The following is a 25,583-nucleotide window of genomic DNA, read 5'->3' on the forward strand; positions in this document are numbered from 1 at the left end:
CCCCAAGCGGGTAACGCCAGCCGTCGTGCATCTGCCCCGTTTCATGTCATCCTGCCGAGGGCCTTCCTCAGCATGGGCATGGCGGCAATGCTGAAGAAAATTTCGGCAGAATGACGGCAAAGCATGGGATGTGCTGAGCAGCATAATATCGCAGTACCAGGCGCACTGCTCTTTGAGCACGGAATAGACTTCTGAAGATTCGCTGTTGCTCAGTGCAATGGATGACTGTAGCAATTGCAACATTGGACAATGATCGGAGAATCAAATGGTGACGAAACAGGCTTTGGTCAAATGGGTTGATGGGTTGCGTTTTGTTGGCAAAGCATATTCGAATCATGCGATCGTGATGGATGCGGTGGCCGAGGTCGGCGGCGGTGAGTCCGGGCTGCGTCCCGGGGAGATGGTTTTGCTGGCGCTCGCCGGTTGCACCGGCATGGACGTCGTGTCTTTGCTCAAGAAAATGCGGGTGGCGTTCGACGCCTTTGAGATCGCCATCGATGCCGAGGTGGCGGAGAATTATCCCAAGCGTTTCACCAAAATCACCGTGGTGTATCGGGTGCGCGGCCGCGATATTCCCGCAGACAAGCTGCAGCGCGCCATCGATCTTTCGCGCGAAACGTATTGCTCGGTGAGCGCGCAATTACGGCCCGGCGCGGAAATCAACTATCGCTACGAGATTTTGCCGCCCGAATCACAAACTTGAGAACCGGCGGCCGCGCCGTGCCTTCTGCCGGCGCGGTCGCCTGCTTGCCCATGCCTACTGCTCAACCCGCACGCCGGCTGGCGGTGATCGGCGATCCCATCGCGCATTCACTCTCGCCGGTGCTGCAGCGTCATTTGATCGAACATTTTGCTTTGCCGTTCCGCTATGAGGCGCTGCGCGTCACCGCCGCCGGACTACTGGCGCTGGTGGCGCGTATGCGCGCCGGCGAGCTGGCGGGCGTGAATGTCACATTGCCGCACAAGCAGGCGATCGTTCCCCTGCTCGACGATTTGGTGGCGCCCGCCGATCGCATCGCCGCGGTCAACACAGTGGTGTGCGAGGCCGGCCTGTTGTTGGGATACAACACCGATGCCCCGGGGTTCGCCCGCAGTCTGCAAGCCGCCGGCATTGCCGTGGCGCAGGAAACCGTGCTGCTGCTGGGCGCCGGGGGCGCTGCCGCCGCGGTGCTGTTCGCGTTGCTCGTTGCCGGAGTCGATTTGATCTATCTCAGCAACCGCGAACCGGCGCGGACGCAGCGCCTGCTTGCCCGCCTCGCGCCGGCAGATCAAGCCAAAGTCCGTCTCGTCACGTGGCCGGAGCGGCTGGAGCTGCTGCAAATGCCCACCGTCACGCTCTTGATCAATGCCACCAGCGCCGGCATGTCGCCCGCGATCGAGGTTTCTCCCATGCCGGCCGGCCTGCATCGCGCTGATCTCAGCGTCGTCGATCTTGTCTACAATCCCCACGAAACGAAGCTGCTGCGCGAAGCACGCGCAGCCGGCGCCCGAACGCTTTCCGGCTTGCCGATGCTGATCTATCAAGGCGTGGCCGCGCTGGAGTTGTGGAGTGGACAGCGGTTGGATATTGCAGATATCGAAGCAGAGTTGGAGCAGAAGCTGAAAGCTGCGCTGCAAATCAAATCATAAGGTGGAATTGGATTTCCAGGAGATTCTCATCCAAAAGAAATGATTTGCTCCCGCGGATAGAATCAAACCAACTGAGAAAGAGCGTTTTTATCTGCAAGGTTGTTTCTCTCCGCCGGCGAGTTCCGTTGAGTTGCGATCTCTCCGCGAGGTGAACTGCACTACCTCATTGCGAAACCCGCGAAGCCCGGCCACCTACCCATCGCCATTATGAAGAAACCGCCCGGGCGCCGGCCTCGAAGCGTACCCACGTCGAACAGAACGTGCTACGGTTCAAGACGAAGCGCCCGGGCGGTGGTGTTTTCGGACGGATAAGAATCGCTCCACGCACGGCTTCAGTGAATCAGCACCATGCGTTTGGTCGCCGCGGTGTTGCCGTTGAGTTGTACGCGATAGAGATAGATGCCGCTGGCCTGCGGCTTGCCGTTTTGATCAATGCCTTCCCAACGAGCGGCATGCCCTCCTGCCGCTTGCACGGAATCCACCAATCGCTGCACGAACCGGCCCTGCAGGTTGTAGATTTCCAGCCGTACGTGCGCCGGCCGGCTGAGACGGTAGCTGATCGTCGTAACGGGATTGAAAGGATTGGGAAAATTCTGCTGCAGTTCGAATCCCACCGGTTGATTCGCCGGCTGTGCCTGCACCGCCACGGCGCTGCCCGGAAAGAACATCTCCAGTGCGTTGTCGAGGTGCGCCCGCCAATTGCCCCAACTGTGTCCTTCATGAAACTCGAGGTATTGGTAGGTGTAGCCCTTGGCCTGCAGAATCGGCAGGAAGTTGCCGACGCGCGTGATCAAGATGCTCTGGTCATACGTGCCCATGTCGAGATAGAGCTGCAGGTCGAGGCGCGGACTGCTTTCGAATCCCGTGCGAATGTTGTTTTCCACGTTACTGGAATGCGCCGCGATATTCCCGAACACTTCAGGGTGTTTGTAGCCCAGCCAGAGCGCGATGTTGCCGCCGTTGGAGGCGCCCAGGGTGGCGCGGCTGCTTGCCTCCGTGCGCGTGCGGTAGCGGCGATCCACCCACGGCATGACTTCGTTGACAATGAAAGTGGTGAACTGAGCCTGCAGGTTGCCGGCGTACTCATCCGCTCGTCTGCCGGGATTGGGCGGCACGAACACCGCGATGATCGGCACGATCCGGTTGTGCGCAATGAGATAGTCAATCACGTTGTTCGCTTGCGCCAGCGTGATGTACTCCAGTCCGTCGTGCAACAACACCACGGGATAGCGCGCGCTGGAGGCGGCGTAATTCGGCGGCGTGTAGACCCGAATCACGCGGCTGTTGTTGAGATTGACGCTGAAGAACGTCGTGTCGCGCAAGCTGCCGTGTGGAATGGTGGGAGAATATTGAATCTCCGGCGGCGGCACAAACCCCGGCATGCGCAGCTCGGAATTTGGCCCGAAGCCGCCGGAAACTTGATACGGATTACGGGGATCGAGAATCCAAGTGCTGTTGTTGAGCACGAACTTGTAGTCGAGACGGGCGTCGGCTTCGAACGCGCGGCTGTGATACCACAGCGTCGTCGCTGCCAGCCGGGTCATCGGGAAAGCGTCCGGGTTCCAGCCGTTGGCATCGCCGGGCACGGTGACCCGGCTGGCCGCGCCGCGGTAGAGGAAATGCGCGAGTGTATCTTCCCGCAGCGGCAGCACCGGCTGCGCCGCGAGCAGGCTGTCGATCAAGGCCTCGTGCTGCGCCGCCGGCGCGTTGTTGACGCGGGTGAGAAAATCCTGAAAAGTTTGGGCAGCGGCGTGCTGCATCAAGAGCAGCAAAACCGCCATGCAACTGAGTTTCTTCATGCTTGGCCTGCTGCAGTTGGCTGCCGCGCTCTGCACGCGGAGCGTTCATGGGCAAAATTTTTCTGACCGAGATCGCGAAGTAAAAGGCATGATCAGAGAACTTTGGTCACCTTCAGCCAGTTGTTGCGCGCGGCATTCGCTTCGTTGATGGCTGCCGGCGAGCCCAGCACCACCACCAGGCCATTCTCCTGCACCGCCGCCAGCACTTCGGCAAAGGCGCGGAAATCTTTTTCGGTTGTGGCCAGCACTTGGTCGCGCGTGCGTTGGCGCAGCGCATCGCTGTCGCCGAGCAGATGGCGGATCATCGCGGTGTAGCCTTTGGCATCGGGCAGTTGGTAGGCGTCGAGATCGCCGATGGTGCCGATGATGCTTTTGGTCAATTCCTCCGGCGGCAGCGAAACTTGCGCGAGAAACTGGCTGGCCAGATCGTAGTTCTCGATGGTCTTGAGCAGGTTGGGATCGCGATATGACAAAAAGCTGAACACGCCGGAATGCCGGCCGAAACTGCAGAAACCGCCGTACGCGCCGCCCTGCATGCGCACGCGTTCCCACAGCCAGGTCGTGCGCAGGAAGTTGGTGATCACCAAAACCGAGCCGTGAAACGCATAGCCCAGGCGATAGAGATTCGCGGCCTTGCCGACATAGTTCACCTGCGCCGGAATGGTCAAGCCTTCGAACCCGCCGTTGAGTTGCGGGGACCAATCCGCCGGCGCTGCCGGGCCTTGCGGCAGACTGTCGAGAAAGGCCTGCAGCCGCGGTTCGAAGTCGCGCCAGTCGTTGTCCTCGAGCGTGAGATTGCACAACATGCTGTTGCGATTCACCAGAATGCGCCGGATTTCTTCGAGGCGCGCGTGCACCGCCGGCCAGTTGGCGTCGACTTCCTGCGCGAGCTGCCGCAGGAAGAAAAGATAATTGACCCCGCCCATTTGTTCGTTGGCCCAACCGGCCTCATTGAAGCACGCCTGCAGCCGCGAGCTGACCACGCTGTGGCCGGCGGGCACCAGTCCGGCTTCCTGGCTGGCCTTTTCATCCAGCACCATTTGGCGGAAGCGTTCGTAGTTGTCCAGGCGCACGGTGAGCAACACATCGCGCAGGATGGCGAGCAGATCATCGCACTGGGAGCGCATGGCTTTGCCGCGCAGGAACAGCCAGGACAGGCTGCCGGGCTGATGCTGGCGCATCGAGGTAAAGGACGAGGCGCGAATGCCGCCGGTCTTGCGGCCGATGCGCTGCATCAGCTTCACGAAATCTTCCTGCTCGGTTCCCATCTCCAGCAGCGTGCGGCTGAACAGCGAAACATAAGGCAGCAAATGCGGCGGCAGCAGGTGAAGATTGAAGCCGAGATCGAAGTAGATGATGCCGTTGGTGAATAGATCATGATACAGCACCGGCGTGCCGCGGTCAGCGAGCGTTGCCTGGGGAATCGTGCGGATCTCGCGGTCGAGATCTTCCCGCTGCAAGAAGGGCAGCTTGATCAGCTCTTCCGGTGGGTCCGGAGTTTCCTGGCGGCGCTTGAGGTCCTCCGCCTGCGCGACGATGCCCGCCATTTCGGCCGCGGACAATTGCGCTTGTATCACTGCCAGGCGTTCCCGCTCTGCGGCTTCCTCCTGCTCCGCCAGCCCCGGTTGCGGCTGCAGAATCACGGTGCTGCGGTGGGGATTCTCCAGCAAATAGCGTTGCAGCAATTCTTCGAAGTGGCGCGGATTGGCCGCCAGCTTGGCCTTGATCGCCGCCAGCGGCTGCTCGAAGCCGAGCGGCGCGAGCGGATCGCCGTCATAGAGCCACGTGGTCAGCGCGCTCAACATCACCACCAGGCCGCGCGGATACGAGCCGGTGTTCTTCTCCCGCAGGCTGAACTCGATGGTGTTGAGCGAGGCCTCGATGGTGTGGGGATCGATGCCCTCCCGCACCAGGCCTTGCAGCGTGGCCAAAATCAATTCTTCCACCTTGTCCGCCTCCGCGGGCGCGATGCCTTTCAAACCGGTGGAGAGGTACATGTCGCGCAGCTCCGCTTCCAGGCCGGCACCGGCAACGTCTTCGCCGAGACCGGAATCGATCAGGGCCTTGTACAACGGTGCCGCCGGCGTGCCCACCAACACGTGCGTGAGAATGCTCAGCGCCAGCGTGGTTTCCGGGTCTTTGGTTTCGGTGAGCAGCCAATTCACCGTCACCATGCCCTTGCGACTGGGGTCGGCTTCCTGGCCGGCGTCATAGGCATGCACCAGGCGCCGCGGCGACTGCCAGCGCGGCAGCGGCGGAATTTCCGAAGCCACGGGCCTGCGCGTGAAGTCTTGCAGATATTCATTCACCAAGCGCAACCGCTCGGGCGTGGGATCATCGCCATAGAAGAAGAGGCGCGCGTTGGAGGGATGATAGTAGGTTTCATGAAAGGCTTTGAACTGCTCGTAGGTCAGCGCGGGGATGTGGCGCGGGTGGCCGCCGGAATCCAGGCCGTAGACATGGCCGGGAAAAAGCGATTGCTGCGTGTATTCTCCCAGCAAACGTTCGGGCGAGGAGTAGCTGCCCTTCATTTCATTGAAGACCACGCCTTTGTAAAGCAGCGCGCCGTTGTCCATTTCGAGATGCCAGCCCTCCTGCTGCAGTGTTTGCGGCGGAATGAGCGGATGGAACACCGCATCGAGATAGACTTCGATGAGATTGTAGAAGTCCTGCAAGTTCTGGCTCGCCACCGGGTAGCAGGTTTTGTCGGGATAGGTGAAGGCATTGAGAAAAGTATTGAGCGAGCCTTTCACCAGCTCGACGAACGGCTCTTTGACGCGGTATTTGCGCGAGCCGCACAGCACGGCATGCTCCATGATGTGAGCAATGCCGGTGGAATCCGGCGGCGGCGTGCGAAAGGTGATGCCGAAGACTTTGTTTTCGTCATCGTTTTCGAGGGCCAGCAGTTCTGCGCCGGTTTGGAGGTGGCGGAACAGCAAGGCCCGGGTTTTCAATTCGGGAATTTCCTGGTCCCGCAGCAATTCGAAGCCATGGGTGATGGTCATGCATTCCTCTTGCGATGATGTACAGCGTGAGTATTCGACCGGCTGATGAAAGCGATCTCGTGCACTGAAAAGTGTAATCCACCTCATTGTCATTCTGCCGGAATCCTGTGAAGCTTTGGGCACCGTGCCAAGTATTCTACAAGATTCGTCGGAATGACGAAAGGCCACTGCCGCAAATCAAGCTGCCAGATCACTAGCTGACTGGCCGCGCGCCAGTGAGCGCCGCCGGGCGGCTGCCGCCCGCAGCATCGGTACGCTGACCGGTTAATCTAACAAGTTTCGGGCCATTTCCAAGTCTGATGAAAAAGATAAAAAAATCCGAAAATAGCAGCAGCATTGGCGCGGCGCGGAATTCACAATTCTCGGAATTCGGCCGGCAAATTTTCCCGACCTTGCGAAAGCTCCGCCGCCCGCCCGCGGCGTCTGCCTCCTCACCTTCCAACTAAGCTTCTGTTAATTTTGCTTCGTTTCGCCGCGGTCCAAGGTGATCTTTGCGGCGTTTTCCGGCACGGCATTTGTCAAACGCCAGCAGAGACAAACCTTCTTTTCGTTCGGAGAGCGGAAATGCCGGAGACAATGCAGCCGATGAGCGAGACCGCAAAATCCCGCCCGCAGGTGGCGCGCAAGAAAATTCCGCCGGGAGAGCGGCGCCTGCTCCGCGCGCCCGCCCAGCTCGGCCGGTGGGCCCGCTGGTGGTGGCGCATCAAGAATGATTCACAATTCCTGCGCCTGCACGTGCAAGTCGCCTTTGCTGCACTGGTGATTTGGATCGGTGTGGAATTCGTGCTCTTCGTCAAATGGCTGGAGAACGGCGGCCTCGGACCCGCCCCTGAGCGGCCGCCCGGCGTGGAAGGCTTTCTGCCGTTGAGCGGTTTGATCTCCCTGAAGCACTGGTGGCTCACCGGCACCGTCAATCTGATTCACCCGGCGGCGCTGTTCATCCTGATCGCCATTGTCGTGCTGGGTGTGCTGTTGAAAAAATCATTCTGCGGCTGGCTCTGCCCCATCGGCTTCCTTTCCGAGCTGCACTGGAAGCTGGGCCGCTGGCTGTTTGGTGGCAATTGGCGGGTGCCGAAGTGGCTGGATTGGCCGCTGCGCTCGCTCAAGTATTTGCTGCTCTATTTCTTTCTGTATGCCATCCTCTGGCAGATGGGATTGCCCGCGCTCGATGCCTTCATCAATAGTGCCTACAATCAAGTGGCGGATATCAAGATGCTCCAATTCTTCCAGCATCTCGATCGCACCGGATTGTGGATCATCGCGGTGATCGCGCTGCTGTCGCTGCCGATCAAGAATTTCTGGTGCCGCTATCTGTGCCCCTATGGCGCGCTGCTCGGCGCCGGCAGCTTGATCAGTCCGGTGAAAATCACGCGCAATGCCCAACGCTGCATCGACTGCGAGCTGTGCACCAAAGCCTGCCCTGCGAATATCAAGGTCCATCAAGCAAAGCGCGTGCACTCCGATGAGTGCATGGCATGCCTGGCCTGCGCCCAGGTGTGCCCGGTGAAAGACACGCTCGATTTGCGCACCCGCGTGCCCGCGCGGCGGGTGCCGGCGCCGGTGCTGGCGGCGTTGATCGCTGGCGTGTTTGTCGCCATCACCGGCGCCGCCATGCTCGCCAAGCTCTGGCAGAACTCGATCAGCCATGAAGAATACTTGCGGCACATGCCGCGCATCGAGTCCTACGGACATCCGGGAAGATGAAATGGTGGGCGGCCACCGGCAGGCTGTTCACACCGGCTGGGCTGGGGGCAGGAGGAACACAAACAACATCTGGCCGTTCGGCGCTTGCATGACCGCATGGGTGGGATCCCTCGCGAGCGCGAATTTGAAGCCTTCCAGTTGGAGCCGCGCAATCCGCGCTCTTGCCTCCCGCGGGAGAAGGCAAATGACCGCTCAGGCCAGCGCAAACTCGCCGCCCGCCCGCCTTATAACAGTTTCTCCTTCTTGAATCGGTCAAAGCCTTTCTTCGTCAATCGCCGCAGCTCGGTGAGGAGTTTGCGATCAGCCGCGGCAAAGTTGAAACAGGACTTGCCCTGCATTCGCTTCTTCAGTTCGCTGGAAATCCCTTCGAGCAGATCGGGAAACATGTAGACCGCGAAGAGATGAAAGCTGACGTAATTCTTGTTGATTTGAGCGGCGCCGAAGAACAGTTCCTTCTTGTACTTCTCGGTGTAGGGCGTGTTCAAACAGTAGTTGCCGGGCTTGTCTACTTTCACCAGCAAACGCGTTGCAAACGGCAGCAGGATGGCCTTCAACTGCTCGAACACTTCCGGGAAATCTGCCTTTCCTGTAGCGGAAGCTTGGGCGGGCTTGGTTCGCAGCATTTTTCTTCCCTCTCTGGTTGTGGCGGCATTGATGCAATAGCGTGGGTTGTGAAAAACAGGGGCATATGCTGTCAATGTGGAAGGGCATGCTGCACAATGTGCGTCCCAAAGGCAAGTGTTTTTTCCCGAGAAGAAATTTGACAAACGATGCCGGTTTTCGTATCTTTGCCGCCGTCAATCTGCTTTCACCGCCGTTTTCTTCACTGCTCCTATTCAACTGAAAAAGGGTTGCTCATGGCAAAGATAGACATGGTCATGCCGCAAATGGGCGAGAGCATCGCCGAAGGCACGATCCTCAAGTGGCTCAAGAACGTCGGCGACAAGATCGAGCGCGACGAGACGATTCTTGAAATCAGCACGGACAAAGTCGATTCTGAAATACCCGCGCCCGCCACGGGTGTGCTGGCGAAAATCCTCGTGGAAGAAGGCAAAACCGTGGGCGTGGGCACGCCCATCGCTGTGATCGAAACCGACGCTGCCGCAGCAGCCGGTGGCAACGGCAAAGCGGAACAAGCGGCGGCGCCGGCAGCGGCCGCGCCCGCCCCGGCAATGACGGCGGAAGCACCCGCACCGGCACCCGCAGCCGGCGGCGAAGTGGTGCGCGCCGGCACGCGCTTCTACTCGCCGCTGGTGCGCGAGATTGCCAAGCAGGAAAATATTTCGATGGCGGAACTGGAGGCCATTCCCGGTTCGGGTGAGGGCGGCCGCGTCACCAAGAAAGATATTCTCGCTTACGTGGAACAGCGCAAGGCCAAGCCCGCGGCTACCGCTCCCGCACCTGCGGTGGCGCCGGCGAAACCGGCGGCGCCTGTGGCTGCTCCCGCGCCGGCAGCGCCGCGCCCGGCTCCGGCACCCGCGCCGGCCGTGACGCCCTACGATCAGGATCGTGTCGAGGTCGTGCCGATGGACAACATGCGCCGCCGCATCGCCGAGCACATGGTGATGAGCAAACAAACCTCGCCCCACGTGTACTCGGTTTCAGTGTGCGACCTGACCAAGATTGTGAAATACCGCGAGCGCGTCAAAAACGAATTCGAGCAGCGTGAAGGCACCAAGCTCACCTACACGCCCTTCTTTCTGGAGGCCTGCGTGCGCGCCATTCGCGAGTTTCCGTTGATCAACGCCAGCCTCGACGGCAGCAATATCATCATGAAAAAGGCGATCAACCTGGGCGTGGCGGTGGCACTGGACAACGGGCTGATCGTGCCGGTGATCAAGAATGCCGACGCGCTCAACCTGGTGGGCCTGGCGCGCGCCACCAACGATCTTGCCAATCGCGCCCGCAACAAGCAATTGAAGCCCGATGAAGTGCAGGGCGGCACCTTCAGCATCACCAACATGGGCAGCTTCGGCAACCTGTTCGGCATCCCGGTGATCAACCAGCCGCAAGTCGCGATTCTCGGCATCGGCGCGATTCGCAAGACGCCGGTGGTGGTCGGTGAAGGCATCGCGATTCGCGACATTGTCTATTTGTCGCTCTCGTATGATCATCGTCTGATTGACGGCGCCTATGGCGGGCAATTCCTGCAGCGCATCGTGGAACATCTGGAATCATTCGATCTGCCCCAATGAGCACAGTTCTTCCCATCATCAATTCCGGCCAGCCCTCGCCGTTGCGGGTGGCGCCGCGGCCGTCATGGCTCAAGGTCAAAATTCCGGGCGGCGAAGGCTACCACGACATCAAGCAACTCGTCGATCAGCATCGCCTGCACACGGTATGTGAGGAGGCGCGCTGCCCGAACATTGCGGAATGCTGGAGTCGGCGCAGCGCGACCTTCATGATTCTCGGCGACATCTGCACGCGCAGTTGCGGCTTTTGTGCGGTTAAGACCGGCCGGCCGTCGGGCTTGGACTGGGATGAGCCGAGGCGCGTGGCGGAAGCCGTGGCACGGCTGAATCTGCGGCATGCCGTCATTACTTCGGTCAATCGCGATGAATTGCCCGACGGCGGCGCCGCCATCTTCGCGGCCACCATTCGCGCCGTGCGCGTCCAAGTGCCGACCTGCAGCCTCGAGGTGTTGATTCCGGATTTCAAGGGCAACGAAGCGGCGCTGCACACGGTGCTGGAAGCGCAGCCGGAGATTCTCAATCACAACGTCGAAACCATTGCGCGCTTGTATCGCCGCGTGCGGCCGCAGGCGGATTACCGCCAGTCGCTGGAATTGTTACAGCGCGCGAAAAAGGCGGGCGCGCTCACGAAATCAGGTTTCATGCTGGGGTTGGGGGAGACCCTCGAGGAGGCCAAGGAATTGCTGGCTGATCTGCACGGCACCGGGCTGGACATTGCGACCATCGGCCAGTATCTGCAGCCGACGCCCGCGCATCTGCCGGTGGAGCGGTTCGTGCCGCCGGCAGAGTTCCAGGAGTTGAAGGCGTTTGGCTTGGCGCTCGGCCTGCGCCACGTGGAATCCGGGCCGCTGGTGCGCAGCTCTTATCATGCGGATGAACAAGCGGAGCCGGTGATGGGTCGCTGAACAGTTTTTCTCAATGCCGAAAGTGGGGTGCAGCCATGTCAGAACAAAAGGTGGAATTCAGCGGGACAGTCCAAAACACAGTTTGCGAGACCACGCAAAGCAAGTTCACGGGCACCGGCAAAATCACCGGTGCGCCAGCCAAGGAACCGGTAAAGATAATAACTGTGAGGAATTTCATCACGGTTTCGTTTGCAACTCAGTATCTCATTGACATTTTCTTTGGTGACGCTGAGGCTGTTCGATGTACAGATTCAAAATTTGTTCGGTCAATTCACCGCGAATCCCTCCAGCGAAATTCCTGCCCAAGACACACCTCTCGCAAAGCCTGAAGAGCGGATTTCTAACAAAGAAGCTGCAACCCCGCATGCGGAAGAACCCTGGCCCGAAAATGTGCCTCCCGCACAGGTTGGTGGCTATATCGTGATTGCCAAGGTTGTTGACAGAGAAAAGGAAGCGATGGGTTACGGAGCCAAGCTTCGGCAGAAGCGAATCAGGGCCAACTACTTTTTTGTTGAGGAATCCCGCTACCATGTCTACGTTGGGCCATTCTATACCAAAGGCACTGCGCAAACGGCGCTGCGATCGGTGCGCCGGGCCGGCTTCAACGAGGCTTACCTGCAGCCAACCGGCCCGCAGTGAGAGCCTGTTACAACGTAATCGTCGCGGTTGAGGAGAAGAGCGCTGGCAGTGCCTGAGACGATCTGCCTGCGCCGTGGTGGAGGAAGGCTTACGGCGGTATGCTGCCGTTTGGCGTTGTGCTACATAATTCACAAGTTGCCTGCGTGAATCTGCGCCATGGCGCGCGCGGGCTGGCTACTCGAAAGCATAATTGCTCACCGTCCAGCGGCCGTCGGCGCGGGTGGTGTTGATGAGAATTTCGCGCTGCATTTTCGCGCCGCCCTGGCGCGGCTCGATGGTGAGGTGATAGACGAAGGAAACGTGTTCGGCATCGTTGTCGGTGCGCGCTTTCAGTTCATAGTCCAGAAACGGCTTCAGTTGGTGAAATTCCCGCTCGCCTTCTTCGAACCGCCGCGCCCCGCCTTTGAGTGACTCGATTTCCCGGCGCAGCTTGTCCGCCGCCAGACCGCTGGCAATTTCCAAAGCGTGCGTCTGATCGAGTTCGATGAGATAGCGGTAGCAGAATGTCTCGGCGATTTCGCGCGGATCGTTGCCCGGCCCGCACGCGGCCAGCAGCACCGCGAGGCCGGCCCACACCGTTCGCATTTTTCCCAGCACGTTCTTCCCTCCGCGTCTTGCGCTGCACCAGGGCATTGCCAAAACTCCGGTTGCCATGACAATCGAACTGAGGCCGCCGCCGGCAACTGCTGCACCTGAGATTTCAGCAAGTCAAGCGCGCGGCAGCGCCGGCCAAAATAGGCCGGCAGGCCGCGAATGTCAAGCGAAAACATCCTTGACATTCCACCAGGCAGAACTTATATTGCCCGGTCTTTTGAATCTCTCAAGAACGTAATGGAGGCTCAGGTGAAAAAAGTCGTGCTCGGCGGTGCTGCCATGCTCGCCATGGTGTTGGTGGGTTTTCTGCTGTTGCCGAAACACGGCACGGTGCAAAGTGCAGTGATTCCGGTGTCGGGAATGACGTGTGATGGTTGCGCCACGCGCATCACGCAAGCGCTCGAAGAATTGGACGGCGTTACCGCCGCGGAAGTGAGCTTTGCCAAGCGCGCAGCGAGTGTGCAGTTCAATCCGGCGGTGATTTCAGAAACCGCGATCGCGGGCGCGATCACGAAACTGGGATATCAGGCCGGCGCGTCCAACACCAGCACGCCGCCCGCCGCCTGTGAGCCGGGCGACCAGGCCGCCACCGGCGGTTGCTGCACCTCCAAGGCCAAGCCTTCCAACACCTGATTCTTGCCTCAACCTGTTTTGTGCACTGGAGCCCCGCCTCGAAAAAACGCTGTGCTGTCGGCAGCGGCGATGAAGTGGCGGGGCTTCGTTTTGAATGACTCTTGCGGTTACCGTCGTGACCATGCGACTCAAGCTGATTGCCAGTCTGCTGATCAGCGTGATCTTCACGTATCTCGCTTTTCGCGGGATCGATTTCACGCTGATGTGGCGCACCCTGCAACAAGCCAACTACTGGCTGCTGGCGCCGACCTTGCTGTTCATGTACGCCAGCTTATGGCTGCGTGCCGTGCGTTGGGGCTACTTCATGAAGCCGATCAAACCGGTTGCGGTGAAGCAACTGTTTGCGGCCATGATGATCGGCTACTACGGCAACAACGTCTTTCCCTTCCGGTTGGGAGAAGTGTTGCGCGCCTACGCGGTCGGCAAGTCCGCAGGCGTGTCGCGCATGGCCTCCTTCGCGACGATCTTCGTCGAGCGCATCATTGATGTCATTTCCCTGCTGCTGCTGCTCGGCGTGTCGTTGCTGTTTCACGACTATCCCGCCTGGATCGAACGCGGCGGTGCACTACTGCTCAGCGTCACGGTGGCCTGCACCGTGTTCATCGTCTTCCTGATGGAACGCACGGAAAAGACACTCGCCTTCGTCACCCGGCTCATGCGCTTTTTCCCCGCGAAGGTGCAAGCCTCGGTGCGCAAACTGCTCGGCTCATTTTTGGAAGGCTTTGGCATTTTCAAGAAGACGGAGCATTACTGGTCGGTGGTCTGGCAATCGTTCGCCATCTGGCTCTGCTATGCCGCGATTGTGTTCGTGACGCTCGAGGCCTTCGACCTCAACCGCCAGTATCAAATGCCGCCGGGCGCCAGTTTGGTCATCCTGGTGATGACCAGCATCGCGATCATGGTGCCGGCCGCCCCCGGTTACGTCGGCTCGTTTCACTGGGTTTGCCAGCAAGCGCTGGTGCTCTTCGGTGTCTCCGCCAGTGAATCACTGGGCTTTGCCGTGGTTTCCCACGTGGTGAATTTCATTCCGATCACGATCCTGGGTTTTTATTACTACTATCACCAGCATCTGCATCTGCGCGAGGCAGTAGCCGTTGCCTCTGCCGGCGATTTGGCTTCCAACGGGACGGCGCCTCCTCTCCCGACCGAGGTACAAACCGTCGACCGCCAACCACAATCCCAAGAGAATTCAACCCGCATCTGACATGCCTCTCGCCGATCAATCCCGCGCGGTTCTGCTGGTCACCCTTGCCATTTTTCTGCAGGTGCTGCTGGCGGCGCTGGACACCACCATTGTCAGCACCGCCATGCCCACGGTCGCCGCGGCGCTTGGCGGCATGCACTTGTACAGCGGCGTGTTTTCGGCTTACATGATCGCCAGCACCATCGCCACTCCCATTGCCGGCAAGCTCTCCGATCAATTCAACCGTAAGAAGATGTACCTGGCGAGCATCACCGCGTTTTTGGCGACTTCGATGCTGTGCGGCGTGGCGCCCAGCATGATCTGGCTCATTGTCTGCCGCGCGCTGCAGGGCTTGGCCGGCGGCACGATGTTCGCGATTTCATTGAGCCTGGTCGCGGTGCTTTATGCCCCGCACGAACGCGGCAAGATTCAGGGCATCATCAGCTCCTTGTGGGCGATTGCCAGCATGATCGGCCCCCCGCTCGGCGGCTACGTCGTGCAGCATCTTTCCTGGCGCTGGGCGTTTTATCTCAACCTGCCGGTCGGCATTCTGGCGATGGCTTTCATTCATCGTTTTCTGCATGATCCCGCCACCGCCGGCCGGCAGGCCTCCATCGATTATGCCGGCGCTGCAGTGCTCACCACGCTGGTGGCGGGCGTGATGGTTTTATCGAACAATCTGCAAGCCTTCTCCCGCCTGGCGTTGTTGCTGTCTGGCGCGGCCTTGGTGGCGCTGCTGCTGGTATTGGTGCGCATCGAGCGGCGCGCGGCGGCGCCCATCATGCCGCTGGCATTGTTGCGCCAGGGCGATATCGCCGCCGCTAATCTGACCACATTTGTCACCGGCATTTGTACGTTCGGCTTCATCGTTTTCGCGCCGCTGTTTGTGCAGGGCGTGTTGTCCGGCACTGCCACCGCGGCGGGATTGGTGTTGATACCGCTCAGCATCGGCTGGGGAGGAGGCAGCTTTTCTTCGGCGCACTTTCTGAATCGCGTGGGCTACCGGCCGGTGGCCATGCTGGGCGCGTTGTTCATGATCGCCGGATTCGGCTACCTGAGTTTTGCCATGCATTCGCCCACTTTCGCCGGGATTGCCACGGTGGGTTTCGTGATCGGCACCGGCATGGGTTTGGCCACCAATGTGATCACTGTGGCCGTGCAGAACAGTGCCGCGCCGCAACACATCGGTACCGCCACGTCGTCGACGATTTTCTCCCGCGCACTCGGCGGCGCGGTGGGCGTCAGTATGCTCGGCGCGATTCTGGCCGGTCGCGTGGCTGCGCTGGTCGGCGGCCCGGCGGCCGGCGGCGCCAATGGCGGCTTGGCGGAGATTCGCGCCCTGCTGCTGCCGGAGACACGCGCGCAGATTCCGCCGGAATCGTTCGTGCATTTGCAGCATGGCCTGGCCGAAGGCCTGCACACCGTGTTTGCCGTTTGTGGTGTGCTTTCGCTCGCCGCATTCCTGGTGACCTTGCGGGTTTCGGCGCGGCGGCCGCACGAGGAGAGCAAGACCCTTCATTCAACCGTTCATTAGCTTGCGCCATGCGCATTCTTCTCCTTTTCATCGACGGCCTTGGGATTGGCGAGCGCGACCCGCAAAAGAATCCGCTCGCGCGCTATCATTCCCGCTGGCTGCAGATCTTCCAGGATGAGCCGGCGGCACGTGTGCCTGGCGGCGGCATTGTCGTGCCCACGCATGTCGATATGGGCGTTGCCGGGCTGCCGCAAAGCGCCACCGGGCAAACCGCGTTGTTCACCGGCCGCAATGCCGCTGCCGAAGTCGGCCATCACGTTTCCGCGCTGCCCACGCCGACGCTGCGCCGCCTGTTGGATGAATCGAGCCTCTTCAAGACCGTGGCGGCGCTGGGCAAACGCGGCGTGTTTGCCAACGCCCTCTCTCAGGAATACTTCGAGCGCCGGCGTGAGCACATCTCCGCCAGCACGCGGGCGTTGCTCGCCGGCGGTTTCCCCTGGCTGAGCCTCGATGATCTGCGCGCCGGCCGCGCGGTATCGCATGATCTCACCAACCAATTCCTGCGCGACCTGGGCGATCACGTTCCGCTGCGCACGCCCGTTGAAAGCGGCCGCATCCTCACCGCCATCGCGCAACAAGCAGACTTCACCCTCTTTGAATTCTTTCTGACGGATATGGTAGGCCACAGCCGCGACCTTGAGGAAGCCCGGCTGGTGGTTGAGCGGTTGGACCTGCTGCTGGACACCGTGCTGGCTGATATCAATCCCGCTGAAACCGTCGTGGTACTCACCAGCGATCACGGCAATTTCGAAGATCTCTCCGTGAAAACGCATACCACCAATCTGGTTCCCTCCATTTTTTGGGGTGTGCCGCCGGCATTTCCGCTGCCCGCCACCCTGCGCATCGAAGCCGTTGCCCCGCTGCTGCTCGAACTGCTCGCGTTTTGATTTTTGTTCTGCGCCTGCCCGCGTTCATTCCATGTGAAGCCCGATCGTTGAAAGAGAAGCAGAAGATCTTCGACGAAGAGAAGACAGAGTAGACAAAGAGGGTCGCGGTCAAAGTCTTCATCTGACTCATAAACTCCGTTTTCTCTGCTTTCTCCGGCGAAGCCATGAGGCGCTCAAAGTCAGAATAGAATTCTGAAAGATCCTGGACCACAAAACAAACGCCTGCACCGCGGAGCCGTGGAGAACGTAGAGTTTCAAAATCAAGAGAGTCCTTCTCCGCGTTCCTGGCGTCTTCGCGTAGAGCCTTTGATGCGAATGACACGGCCGTGTCATTCAAATCACAAGCTCACCGCAGAAACGCAACACCGCAAAGTCGCAAAGATGTCTCAATCATTTTTTGCCGGCAATCAGGAAAGACAAAACTCGATTCTTAACTTGGCGTGCCTTTGCGACTTGGCGATCGCTTTTGTCTTCTTGGATTCCGGTTCGTTCGGGCTGGGGTTGTGCCTTGATCGTATTGGGGATAATCAAGAGAATTGATGCTCACGATTCCGCGCTTGACTTCGCGCATGCGGTTCCATATATTGCGCGTCCATTTTTTGGTGATACTACCCATCGGGCCACGCCTGCCTGCACTCCTCCTCGCAGTGAGCATGGGTGCCGGCGTGACCAGCGTAACGCGACCTCATGCCAAAAGGGTGGGTAAGCAAGAGGGGGGAACCTCAGGCCAGATACGGCGCAGCCCTTGTTGAGGAACAAAAAAACACCGTCGCGGTGCCGCGGTGTTTTTCTCCGGCGAAATCGAAAATGCTTTCTCGCAGGCGGCAGCGATTGCCGGTATAGAAGACGCTGTGCTGGTTTGTTGTGCAACCATGATGAGGAGTATCATGACTATGCTTCCCGTAAAGATTTGTGGGATCACCCGGATGGAAGATGCCCTGCTCGCGGTCGAGCTGGGAGCCGCCGCCGTCGGATTCGTCTTCTATCCCAAAAGCTCGCGCTGTATGGATGCCGAAACGGCGCATCGCATCGGCCAGCAATTGCCCGCCGGCATTGCGCGCGTGGGGGTGTTCGTCAATCCGGATCCGGAGACGCTGCACTTCACCGCGGAAGTCGCCGGGCTGACCCACATTCAACTGCACGGTGACGAAAGCCCGTATTTGTGCCGGCACTCGCCGTTGCCGGTGATCAAGAACATGCGCGCGGCCGCGGTCGCGCCCGCCGGCGAATTGCGCAACTTTCCAGCGGCGGCTTTTCTGGTGGATGGCAGCAAGCCCGGCGAGTTGGGCAGTGTGAGCGGCAGGAGCGATTGGGAGTTTTGCGCCAAACTGCGCGAGAGCAAGTTTACCGTGCTGGCGGGCGGCCTCTCGGCAGACAACATTGCGGCCGCGGTTCGCTTGGCGCAGCCCGATGCCATCGATCTCTCCAGTTCGGTGGAAAGCCGTTCGGGCGTCAAGGATTCGGCCAAGCTGCGGCATTTTTTCGCCGCGGTCCGCAAGCTCGAATACTCAGACAGCCGCCTGCCCAAGGGGTTCCTCTCGCTTACCTGATTCAAATTGCGATTCGATGATGAAGCTCACCACTGCCAGTGGCCTGCTGCTCATTTTGGCGATCGTTTTGCCGGCCAGTGCAGCACAAGCCCAGACCCGTTTCGGCTTGCGCGGGGGATTCTATCTCGATCATGACGCGTTGTTTGTGGGCGCACAACTCACCCACCCGGTGGCGCCGCGCTGGCGCGCCATGCCCAATTTCGAACTGGTTTTAGTGGAACGCGGCTCGCTGTTTTCCATCAATGGTGATTTCTGCCATCGCTTTCCCGCGAGCCACAGCCCGCGCTGGTATGCCGGTGGCGGCCTCGGCATCAGTCACCGTTCGTATCGCGATTTCAACGACACGGACATCGGTTTGAGCGGCATCTTTGGAGCCGAGTTCGGCCGCGGCGAAACCCTGCCGTTTGCATTCATCAAGCTGCTGCTGTTCGCCGACAGCGAGTTGGTGATCGGCGGCGGCGTCACCTTTTAAGCAGGCCGCCGTGCCAATGCGCCGGCTTTCTCACCTCCGCGATTTCGAGGCCGGACGGCCTCGCCTCGCAGCCAACCGGGATGAAGATCGATGAAACTCGCCTTTCGCGAGTATGGCCGCGGCGAAAAGACCCTCGTCATTCTGCATGGCCTGCTGGGCTCCGCGCAGAATTGGCAGCGCGTGGCCAAAGAGCTGGGTGAAAAATACCGCGTGCTGGCGGTGGATCAGCGCAATCACGGCGAATCACCGCACCATTCCGATCACAGCTTTGCGGCGTTGCGAGAAGACGTCAAGGATTTTTTCGATCAGCGGGGATTGCCGCAGGCATATCTCTTGGGGCATTCCATGGGAGGGGTGGCGGCGATGGAGTTCGCCTTTCATTATCCTGAGCGCCTGCGGGGATTGCTCATCGAGGATATTGCGCCGCGGCCTTATCACAGCTCTGCGGCCGGCATTTTGGAAGCGCTGTCAGCGCTGCGGCTGGAGGGCGTCACTGCTCGCCAGGAAATCGAGGCGGCGCTCGCCCCGCGCATTCCCAATCCGGTCATCCGCCAGTTTGTGTTGACCAACCTCGTGCGCACCGACGACAACACGTTGGCGTGGCGCGTCAATCTCGCCACACTGCAGGCCTTTCAGCGGGAGATGGCTTCTTATGCCGCTTCGCCGCATGCGCGTTTCTCCGGCGAAACCCTGTTTCTCGGCGGCGCCACTTCCGAGTATCATCTCGATCACGAACAGGCCCTCCTGCTTTCCCACTTTCCCAACAGCCAGTTGGTCATGATTCCCGGCGCCGGCCATTGGATTCACTTCGAAGCGCGCGAGGCGTTCACCGCAGCGGTGCGGCAATTTCTGGAATCCGGCCTGGTGGCTTTTCAGGGCGACACGCCTTGAGGGGGAATGCCCCTGGCCAAATCATTGGGGCAGGAGGAGCGCATTCTTCTCAAAGTGAGCACTTTGCTTCTTCGTCATCATTCCCCCAAGTCAAGGCTTCGGCTTTTGCCGGCGCATGAGTAAAACCAAAACCGCGCCGGCGAGAATCATCGCCAGGCTGATGATCTGCGCGAGCGTCATCCAACCAAAGGCGATCTTGGGCGTGCGCCGCCAAAATTCCGTAATGAAACGCTCGCTGCCCGCGGCAATGAGGTAGAAGCCCGACAATGTTCCGGGCACAAATCCCCTGCGCCGGACTTTCCAGATGAGGGTGAACGCCGTCAGCAACAACACGATGTCATAAAGCGGAGTCGGATGCACGCGTTCGGTGGTTGGCACCACGCCGTGCGGAAAAGCCATGGCCCAGGGCACGTCCGAAGGCGGGCCGTAATCACCGTCGGCGGAGAGAAAGCAACCCATGCGGCCGAAACTCTGACCGACGAGCAGTTGCACGGCCACCACATCGACCGTCGGCCAAAACGGCATTTTGAAATGCTGGATTGTCCACATCACCGCTGCGGCACCGCCGAACAAACCGCCATACCACACCAGCCCCGCGCCGTTGAAAACGGTCGCAAATGACTCATCCACATTGCGCCAATAGTGAACCACGATCGGCAATCGCGCGCCGAGATAGCCCATGAGCAGCGAGAGAAACACCGCAGGTTTGCTGAACGGCGGCGCCGTGCTTTTTCTTGTTTTGATTGCCGCCAGCCGCCAGGCCCACGGCAGCATCACGCCGAGCAGGCCACCGTACCAGCTCAAGCCACCGCGCCAAAAGACATCGCCCAAGGGGACGGCGAATTCATGCCAATGCTCGATCATGTAGTAGATCCGCGCGCCCACAAATCCGCCGATCAACGCCGCGGTGGCGATCGTCACGGCCAGGTCGGGATCGAGGCCGAGATGGCGGAATTCGCCGCGCATCAGCAGCGTGCCCACCAAAAAGCCGAGCATCGCCATCAAGCCGAAGCTGTGAATCGTAATTGGGCCGAGACTGAAGAGATCAGGATACATGCGTTATTGCGGTGAGGGGGCGCCGGGTTTTTCCCACGGCGGCGCGGGTGAAGTGGCCCCAGCTTTACGATGGCCATGGCGCTCAGCAATCAGCGCGACGACGTGCGGCACTTCGTGCACCTGCAGGAGCTGATAGATTTCATTGCGAACCTGAAACGAGCCGTTTTTCATGTCGCAATCGCAGACTTCCAAGCCGTCGGTGCAGGAGCCGCAGGGGCAGATGAATTGGGCAGCGACTTCGTAGACTTGCGGATATTGCGCGGCCAGCGCTTCGCCGCGCAAGCTGGAATCAAAACCGTTGTGCGTGTGGCCGGCTGACGACGGCCGGTTGGCAAGGTACATCAGCAGTGCGCCGGCGGCGAGGCCGGCAGCCAGCAAAAGCGCGCCGAAAAACCAGGTACGCGAATCTGCCGGCGCCGGCGCGGCAGTTTTGGCGCGGGGGATGATCAGCGCGCCGCAGGCATCGCAAAACTTGGCGCGGCGTGTGACGCGGTGTCCACAAGATGAGCATTTCATGGCGAGGTTCAAACTCCAGTCATTCAGCATGATTGCAGAGCATTTTCTGCAAGTTTGCCGCACAGCATAGCAAAGTCAGAGAACAAATGCAAGCAGCGCCTCGGCCCGCCGGCCATGTCTCACGGGCCGCGGCTGACTCCGACACTCGCCAGGCTGTGCGGCAGGATCCTGTGTGAGGAACTGGGCAAAGTCCCAAGTTCTTCACAAGGTCGCTCCGGAATGACCAGCCAGATGAGCTGTCCCAACAAATCGACTTGACGGCACACTACGCCGCGGTTCGCAGCCGCATGCAAGTTGCCGTGGCACAGGCGCTCAGCTCGAATTCCGACGAACGGCGCACGGCTGCCGGCACTTGCTCGCGTAAGATCAGCTCGAAGCCCGCCCGCGCCGCCAGGTCGGCAATGGTTGTGGTGAGCAGATAGAAATCCCTGACCCCGGCTTGTTGTGCCTGGGTGAGCAGTGTCTGCCAGAGCATCTTCCCGATCCCTCTGCCGCGCCATGCCGGCGCCACCGCAAAGGAACGCAGCAAACCATCGCTACCGAAGCGTTCCATCGCAAACACGCCGATGAGGTGGCCGTTGTGCTCGGCCACCACGGCGTTGGCCAGCGCTTCCGGCAAACCATTTTCTGGCAATCCGCTCACAGCCAAAAGTCCGGCAATGGCGTCATGATCTCCGGCCGTGGCAACGCGCACCGTTACCGCCGGTTGCTCATGAGGCAGCGGCTTGCGGCCTACGACCTTGACGCTCGCCAGTCTGATTTGCTGGAGCAACTGTGGATGCGATGCAACGAGGCTGCCGTACCTGGCGTTGAGCTGATCATCGCCCAACACCAGGCCGCGAATCATGGCTTCATCATAGTCCAGCCGCGCGTCGACGCGAACCTCGGCCAGCCCCGCCTGGGTCAGCAACCGCAGGTAATCCGCGGTGGGGATGGCACCGCCGACGCAGCCGCAGTAGGATTCGTTGTCGTTCTTGATGAAGTCGGGCAGCGCTTCCGCCACAATATCGCTGATGGCGACGCGGCCGCCGGGTTTGAGCACCCGCTGGATTTCGGAGAAGACTCTGGGTTTTTCGGGCGAGAGATTGATGACGCAATTGGAGATGACCCAATCGACGCTGTTGTCGGCCACCGGCATGTTCTCGGCTTCGCCCTGGCGGAATTCAACATTGGTGTAACCGCCTTCTGCGGCGTTGCGGCGTGCAGCCTCCAGCATCGCCGGCGTCATGTCGAGACCGATCACCTTGCCGGTCGGCCCCACTTTCTGCGCGGCGATGAAGCAATCGATGCCGGCGCCTGAGCCGATGTCGAGCACGGTTTCGCCGGATTTGACTTCGGCGAAAGCGAGGGGATCGCCGCATCCGAAGCTTTTTTCGGCCGCCTCGGCGGGCAGCGTGGTGAGTACGTCCTCGCGATAGCCTGCCAGCCGCGGAATCGTCAGGCTGCCCGCTTGCCCTTTGCTGCAGCAGCCGCTGCGCTGGCCGGTTACGGCCTTGGCATAGTAATCCTTCACCAGCGTCTTGACGTCGGTTTGTGCCGGCTGGCTCTGCTGGGGCGTGCTGCCACAGCATCCGCCGGCGGCCGGTGCCAACTTGAGTTTGCGTGTTGTCGTTGTATCAGGCATGGTTTCTTCCTTTTGGGTTGAGTCGTTGCAGGTTTAGTGGTTGTTCGACCTTCTCCGGGCAGCAACAGGTGGCCAGCCAGTCGTGCACGGCGAGGGACAGTAATTCCAGACTTTCCAAAATTTGTTCGCGTTTGTCCACGGGCAGGCGCTCCATGATTTGGCGCTGGCTCGTGTGCAATTCCGCGCGGATGCGCTGCTGCAGCTTGGCACCGGTCGCGGTCAACCGCACAATGATCTCGCGCCGGTCGCGGCTGCTGCTCTGCCGCTCGACCAGGCCACGCTGCACCAGCGGATCAATCACGCGCGTGGCAGTGCTTTTGTCGAGGAACAGGTGCTTCGCGAGCTGCACCATGGTCAGCTCGCCGTTCTCGCTGAGGGCGTCGAGGGCGTAGCATTGCGAAACCGTAACCCCGCAGCAGGAGATCTCGTTGCGGTCGCGCATTTGGTATTTGCGCAGCAACTCCTGGGTGACGCGCTGCAGGCGCTCGACTTGTTGTTCCAGGTTGGATTCAGTTTTCATGGGCACAAAATACGATTGTGATTAACAATTGTTGCAATACACAACTAAATTATCAATTTTAGCCTCAGACGCAAGCGATATTTTGGGGAAAATTTGCTTAGGCTGTGGAGTGAAGTTTGTTTATATTTGCGGCAAACGTCTGACAGCCTATACAATTGTTATTTTTCTGTTTTAGTGGGAACACTTTTGTTCACATCGGCATGGAATAAATGGGCCGTTCGCGCGTTTACAGGGCGAAGAGGTTGCCACTCAGTCGAAGCGCCAAGGGCAGCACAACCTCCGCAGGATGGGATAAGCACCTGCACGGCGGCCCTACAGGCGGGACGGGATTTTCGGCTGTGCTTTGCGATCTGAGCGAGAGCGCCTTACTGCAACCAGGGAGAATGCGATGACGATCGACCCTCGCGAAAATAAATGGTTCGGATGGATCGAGGTCGGCCAGAAGACGCTGCAGTTGATTTTGGGTATCATCCAATTGGTGCCTTTCATCAGCGCGGTGGTGGCGATTCTGGTGGCCTATGTCAGCGGCGTCAACCAATGGGCGATCATCGCGTTGGGCGTCGCCATCATTTCTTTTGGCGTGGCGTTTCTCATGCGCAACCGCATGCAGGAGCGCATGCAGACGTTCGTCAATCCCACCTTGTGGATCGACCGCGATGAGGTCAGCGTGGCGGTTTACCCGGATCGCCGCGTGGTCAAGCGGCGCTACGAATTCAAAGCGCTCAAGCGCACCGAACGCTATCGCTTCAAATTCCGCTGGTCGGGATCGGAGCACGTCAAGGTGACGCTGGAGGCGACTGATGACGCCCTGATCAAGATCACCGGTCCCAAGGTGCAGAAGAGCTGGCACCGGTACGAAGTCCGCTTCAAGGAAACGCTCAAAGCCGGAGAGAAGAAGACGGTGCTGCTCAGCTACGAGCTGCCCGACCGCGGCGGCGAATCCGAGCCTTATCATTGCGTCTCCTACGGCCACGTGGCCGGCTGTAGCGCGCTGCTCTTTCGCCTGATGTTTCCACAGAACGAGGCCATGCGCGACGTTTATCTCATCCACTATGATGCCGACTGGGTGGTGCAGAAGGGCCTGCCTATCGGCATCGATCCCGACGATAATGAATACCGGGCGGAAATCAAGCCTGAGCCTGGCATGCGCTATTCGTTGGAGTGGCAGGAGCGCTGAACGGCGGCGCCGGGCGCGGGTAAAATCGTCCACGCGCTTCCGCATTTGCCGCAGAGTTGTGATACTGTAGGGCGGAAGAATGAACCACGCAGGAACTTCGAATTAAGACAGGGTCGAGGATATGTTTGAGGAATAGAGACCGCCGCCGCCTTTGCAATTGCCTCCAATTGTCATCGGCGATCCTGGCTCGCGGCTGCAGCGGGCGGGATCGCCTTTTTGTTGCCAAATCTTAACATCCCGGCGAGGTGTTTTAGTGTGCGGTTTGTCCGCCGGAGAGACGGTGCCAGGGGGAGGGGCGGGCTTCACAGCAGTGGTGCACAGGAGTGCCCGTGGCCGGGAAGCGTCCTATTCTTCATCCATGAATGTCACCCTCAGAGACAATCTCTTTCACGACAGATTGCCAGCGGCGCCGGCCGATTCAGGTGCCGCTCGCGGGCCGGCGAACCCAAAAGCCCGGTGCTGCACTGAGCGCAACGAGCATGATGGCATGATAAACGAAGGATGTCGCGCGATGGAAAGACGGCGCAATGTAGCGCGACTGGTGCAGATTGTCAAGCTCGAATTCGTAGCGCGGCAATTTTTGCTTGACTTTGTAGCGGTTAATTTGCATTATCGTCGCCGGCTAAGCCAATGCACTGCACCGCTGTTTCGCATCACGCGCAATTCCCACCGTGAGAAAGGGTCGGCCATGATGGTGGCCCACACACTCTGCTGGAGGAATAACCTATGAAGCGGCCCGTTGACATTGTATTGGCAATCCTCTGCGTCGCCAGCCTCATCCGCTCCTTTGCGGGCGATCCCAATGTCATGGAAATCATCGGCTACCTGGCCATTGCGCTGCTCGCAGCCTCACTCATCGTCGCGCTGCATCTACGGCCCAATCACACGCCCGAGCCTTTCGTGGCTGCCCCCTCCTCGCTTGAATCTCACCCCGCCACCAAACGCGCTCTTGCTGTGAAAGAGCCCAGATGACAGCGACACAGTGCCGTTTGCCAACAGCGGTTTGACACCGGCGTTCCGGCATTTCCCCGCCTGTTCCACGAGGAGGATTCCTCCGTCCCTCGAACAACAGC

The 25,583-nt window shown here is 59.9% G+C and carries 24 protein-coding genes; 15 read left to right on the forward strand and 9 right to left on the reverse strand.

What is annotated here, in order from left to right; translation table 11 throughout:
• Positions 1–265: 265 nt before the first annotated feature.
• Both L6R21_15220 and aroE read left to right on the forward strand, forming a co-directional pair.
• Complete coding sequence (locus L6R21_15220; protein MCK6560543.1) at positions 266–703, forward strand: OsmC family protein; 438 nt, start codon at positions 266–268, stop codon at positions 701–703.
• Positions 704–753: 50 nt separating this feature from the next.
• Complete coding sequence (gene aroE, locus L6R21_15225; GenBank protein MCK6560544.1) at positions 754–1,629, forward strand: shikimate dehydrogenase; 876 nt, start codon at positions 754–756, stop codon at positions 1,627–1,629.
• 332 nt (positions 1,630–1,961) lie between these two features.
• On the opposite strand, the gene L6R21_15230 is transcribed toward aroE, so the two are convergent.
• The gene (locus L6R21_15230) at positions 1,962–3,428 is read right to left on the reverse strand and encodes a T9SS type A sorting domain-containing protein (GenBank protein ID MCK6560545.1); all 1,467 of its coding nucleotides are present in this window, start codon (positions 3,426–3,428) and stop codon (positions 1,962–1,964) included.
• Positions 3,429–3,520: 92 nt separating this feature from the next.
• On the reverse strand, positions 3,521–6,433 hold the full coding sequence (locus L6R21_15235) for an insulinase family protein (GenBank protein MCK6560546.1): 2,913 nt from the start codon (positions 6,431–6,433) through the stop codon (positions 3,521–3,523).
• 564 nt (positions 6,434–6,997) lie between these two features.
• Here L6R21_15235 and L6R21_15240 point away from each other — a divergent pair.
• Entirely contained in the window at positions 6,998–8,137 is a 1,140-nt protein-coding gene (locus L6R21_15240) for a 4Fe-4S binding protein (GenBank protein ID MCK6560547.1), read from the forward strand.
• Positions 8,138–8,361: 224 nt separating this feature from the next.
• Here L6R21_15240 and L6R21_15245 read toward each other — a convergent pair whose 3' ends face one another.
• Positions 8,362–8,760, reverse strand: a complete 399-nt coding sequence (locus tag L6R21_15245; protein MCK6560548.1) for a hypothetical protein — start codon at positions 8,758–8,760, stop codon at positions 8,362–8,364.
• 234 nt (positions 8,761–8,994) lie between these two features.
• On the opposite strand from L6R21_15245, the gene L6R21_15250 reads away from it, so the two are divergent.
• The 3 genes from L6R21_15250 (at position 8,995) to L6R21_15260 (ending at position 11,873) form a co-directional block, all read left to right on the forward strand.
• Positions 8,995–10,332 carry a 2-oxo acid dehydrogenase subunit E2 gene (locus L6R21_15250; GenBank protein MCK6560549.1) on the forward strand — a complete coding sequence of 446 codons (1,338 nt, stop codon included), beginning with the start codon at positions 8,995–8,997 and terminating at the stop codon, positions 10,330–10,332.
• A complete protein-coding gene (gene lipA, locus L6R21_15255) occupies positions 10,329–11,234 on the forward strand; it encodes a lipoyl synthase (protein MCK6560550.1) in 906 nt (301 codons plus the stop codon). Before L6R21_15250 ends, lipA begins: the two co-directional genes overlap by 4 nt.
• A 189-nt stretch (positions 11,235–11,423) precedes the next feature.
• Complete coding sequence (locus L6R21_15260; GenBank protein MCK6560551.1) at positions 11,424–11,873, forward strand: SPOR domain-containing protein; 450 nt, start codon at positions 11,424–11,426, stop codon at positions 11,871–11,873.
• 174 nt (positions 11,874–12,047) lie between these two features.
• Here L6R21_15260 and L6R21_15265 read toward each other — a convergent pair whose 3' ends face one another.
• Complete coding sequence (locus tag L6R21_15265; protein MCK6560552.1) at positions 12,048–12,506, reverse strand: hypothetical protein; 459 nt, start codon at positions 12,504–12,506, stop codon at positions 12,048–12,050.
• A gap of 210 nt (positions 12,507–12,716) precedes the next feature.
• On the opposite strand from L6R21_15265, the gene L6R21_15270 reads away from it, so the two are divergent.
• From L6R21_15270 to L6R21_15300, 7 genes are all read left to right on the forward strand, one after another.
• Entirely contained in the window at positions 12,717–13,100 is a 384-nt protein-coding gene (locus L6R21_15270; protein MCK6560553.1) for a heavy-metal-associated domain-containing protein, read from the forward strand.
• A gap of 94 nt (positions 13,101–13,194) precedes the next feature.
• Positions 13,195–14,304: a flippase-like domain-containing protein gene (locus L6R21_15275; GenBank protein MCK6560554.1), complete on the forward strand. Its 1,110-nt coding sequence runs from the start codon at positions 13,195–13,197 to the stop codon at positions 14,302–14,304.
• A gap of 1 nt (position 14,305) precedes the next feature.
• Positions 14,306–15,817: an MFS transporter gene (locus L6R21_15280; GenBank protein ID MCK6560555.1), complete on the forward strand. Its 1,512-nt coding sequence runs from the start codon at positions 14,306–14,308 to the stop codon at positions 15,815–15,817.
• 8 nt (positions 15,818–15,825) lie between these two features.
• A complete protein-coding gene (locus L6R21_15285; GenBank protein ID MCK6560556.1) occupies positions 15,826–16,704 on the forward strand; it encodes an alkaline phosphatase family protein in 879 nt (292 codons plus the stop codon).
• Between the two features lie 887 nt (positions 16,705–17,591).
• Complete coding sequence (locus tag L6R21_15290; GenBank protein ID MCK6560557.1) at positions 17,592–18,254, forward strand: phosphoribosylanthranilate isomerase; 663 nt, start codon at positions 17,592–17,594, stop codon at positions 18,252–18,254.
• 16 nt (positions 18,255–18,270) lie between these two features.
• A complete protein-coding gene (locus tag L6R21_15295) occupies positions 18,271–18,726 on the forward strand; it encodes a porin family protein (protein MCK6560558.1) in 456 nt (151 codons plus the stop codon).
• Positions 18,727–18,816: 90 nt separating this feature from the next.
• On the forward strand, positions 18,817–19,617 hold the full coding sequence (locus L6R21_15300) for an alpha/beta fold hydrolase (GenBank protein ID MCK6560559.1): 801 nt from the start codon (positions 18,817–18,819) through the stop codon (positions 19,615–19,617).
• A gap of 90 nt (positions 19,618–19,707) precedes the next feature.
• Here L6R21_15300 and L6R21_15305 read toward each other — a convergent pair whose 3' ends face one another.
• The 4 genes from L6R21_15305 to L6R21_15320 form a co-directional block, all read right to left on the reverse strand.
• Positions 19,708–20,673 carry a prolipoprotein diacylglyceryl transferase gene (locus tag L6R21_15305; protein MCK6560560.1) on the reverse strand — a complete coding sequence of 322 codons (966 nt, stop codon included), beginning with the start codon at positions 20,671–20,673 and terminating at the stop codon, positions 19,708–19,710.
• A gap of 3 nt (positions 20,674–20,676) precedes the next feature.
• Entirely contained in the window at positions 20,677–21,189 is a 513-nt protein-coding gene (locus L6R21_15310) for a hypothetical protein (GenBank protein MCK6560561.1), read from the reverse strand.
• Positions 21,190–21,454: 265 nt separating this feature from the next.
• On the reverse strand, positions 21,455–22,813 hold the full coding sequence (gene arsM / locus L6R21_15315; protein ID MCK6560562.1) for an arsenite methyltransferase: 1,359 nt from the start codon (positions 22,811–22,813) through the stop codon (positions 21,455–21,457).
• A complete protein-coding gene (locus tag L6R21_15320) occupies positions 22,806–23,333 on the reverse strand; it encodes a MarR family transcriptional regulator (protein MCK6560563.1) in 528 nt (175 codons plus the stop codon). The genes arsM and L6R21_15320 overlap by 8 nt, the downstream gene beginning before the upstream one ends.
• Before the next feature lie 388 nt (positions 23,334–23,721).
• Here L6R21_15320 and L6R21_15325 point away from each other — a divergent pair, with 388 nt between their 5' ends.
• Positions 23,722–24,510, forward strand: a complete 789-nt coding sequence (locus L6R21_15325) for a hypothetical protein (GenBank protein ID MCK6560564.1) — start codon at positions 23,722–23,724, stop codon at positions 24,508–24,510.
• Positions 24,511–24,928: 418 nt separating this feature from the next.
• On the opposite strand, the gene L6R21_15330 is transcribed toward L6R21_15325, so the two are convergent.
• Positions 24,929–25,120, reverse strand: a complete 192-nt coding sequence (locus L6R21_15330) for a hypothetical protein (GenBank protein MCK6560565.1) — start codon at positions 25,118–25,120, stop codon at positions 24,929–24,931.
• 116 nt (positions 25,121–25,236) lie between these two features.
• Here L6R21_15330 and L6R21_15335 point away from each other — a divergent pair, with 116 nt between their 5' ends.
• Positions 25,237–25,482 carry a hypothetical protein gene (locus L6R21_15335; GenBank protein MCK6560566.1) on the forward strand — a complete coding sequence of 82 codons (246 nt, stop codon included), beginning with the start codon at positions 25,237–25,239 and terminating at the stop codon, positions 25,480–25,482.
• The last annotated feature ends 101 nt before the right edge of the window (positions 25,483–25,583 follow it).

The sequence above is a fragment of the bacterium genome (assembly GCA_023150945.1).
GTDB lineage: Bacteria > Zhuqueibacterota > Zhuqueibacteria > Zhuqueibacterales > Zhuqueibacteraceae > Coneutiohabitans.